The following is a 1,195-nucleotide window of genomic DNA, read 5'->3' as shown; positions in this document are numbered from 1 at the left end:
AATGTGGGAGATTCTATGTTGCTCAGCAACCCTAGAATCTCAAACTGATCGGTATTCGCCCTGATTCTTCATCAGGGTGAATGCCACTCGGCAGAGCTTGCGAGCAAGAGCTACCAATGCCTGTGTTTTCGAGAAGCCTCTGGCCAGGTAAGACTCGTAAAAAGGCTTCCACTTGGTTGAGCGACACGCCGCCATTGCGGCGTTGTAGGCTAATCGACGGATCTCCGGATCTCCTTTTTTGCTCAGGAACCTCGGGCCGTTCTTTTTCCCCGAATCGTCCACCGTCAGATCCATACCCAAAAACGCGATGAACGCGTCGCTGTTGGCAAAGTCACCGCGCATATAGGTCGTTGCCAACCCAGTCGCAGTCAGCTCTCCCACGCCCTCGATTGCTTTGCAGCGGTCAATATTGTCATCAATACCGGCCTCTTTGCTGACTTTGCGCAGCAGTTTTTGAATGACCTTGTCGGATCGCTCGAATGCCTTTTGCTGAGCCGTACGTTCTTTCTTCAGCAAGGGTTCATCGGCCCAGCTCAACATCAGACCCGTATGGTTCTGAATCAGCGTCGCGCGTCTGTGCAGCAAGCTTTTCAGTACGGTGTAGGCTTTAGGAGGCGGGTTCCAAAGCCGCAGTTTGCTTTGTTCATTCGTCAGATAGCGTGCGAGCACGCGTGCATCGCAGGGATCATTTTTGGCTCGCTGACCGACACCGCGACGATAGTGGCTGACTCGATAAGCATCCACCACATAGACCTGATGTCCCATCGCATGAGCCAGATCAACAGTCTCCAAATGGTAGATATTGGTGGCTTCGACAGCGATAGCGCTTTGCGCGGGCAGAGTTTTGAGCCAACGTTTGAGGGCGGCACGATCATTCTTGACCGCTTCAATGGTTTCCAGGTCGGCGCGATAGACAACGATTTCGGCCTTGGCGATATCGATACCAACAACCGTCTGCGAAGTAAGGATTGTCATGACGAATCCTCGGAGCTAGGGTTTAAGAGCTTGTTGGGGTCTACCGTCGCGCTGGCTTGTCTCTGTCGTCGGTTTACCGATGAATTCCTTATTGGCGCTTTGGGTAGAAGGGGCGGGACGAGAAGTCTCCCACGGTCTGTACTGGTCAGAGTCAGAATCGAGTCTGTAGTCCCGCCCACCCCTTCAAGTCTAAACATACAAGCGAGCCTGCTCGCGAAGG

General features: G+C 53.3%; 1 protein-coding gene. It reads right to left on the bottom strand.

Going from position 1 to position 1,195, the window contains the following annotated elements:
* Positions 1-39: 39 nt before the first annotated feature.
* Positions 40-975, bottom strand: coding sequence for an IS110 family transposase (locus ACM6I7_RS14535; protein WP_103369841.1), 936 nt, complete (start codon positions 973-975; stop codon positions 40-42).
* Positions 976-1,195: the final 220 nt, after the last annotated feature.

It is taken from the genome of Pseudomonas sp. IT-93MI4, from assembly GCF_949767635.1.
Lineage (GTDB): Bacteria > Pseudomonadota > Gammaproteobacteria > Pseudomonadales > Pseudomonadaceae > Aquipseudomonas > Aquipseudomonas putida_A.
Note: the sequence above shows the minus strand (reverse complement) of the source record. Positions and strands in the feature narration are given on the sequence as shown.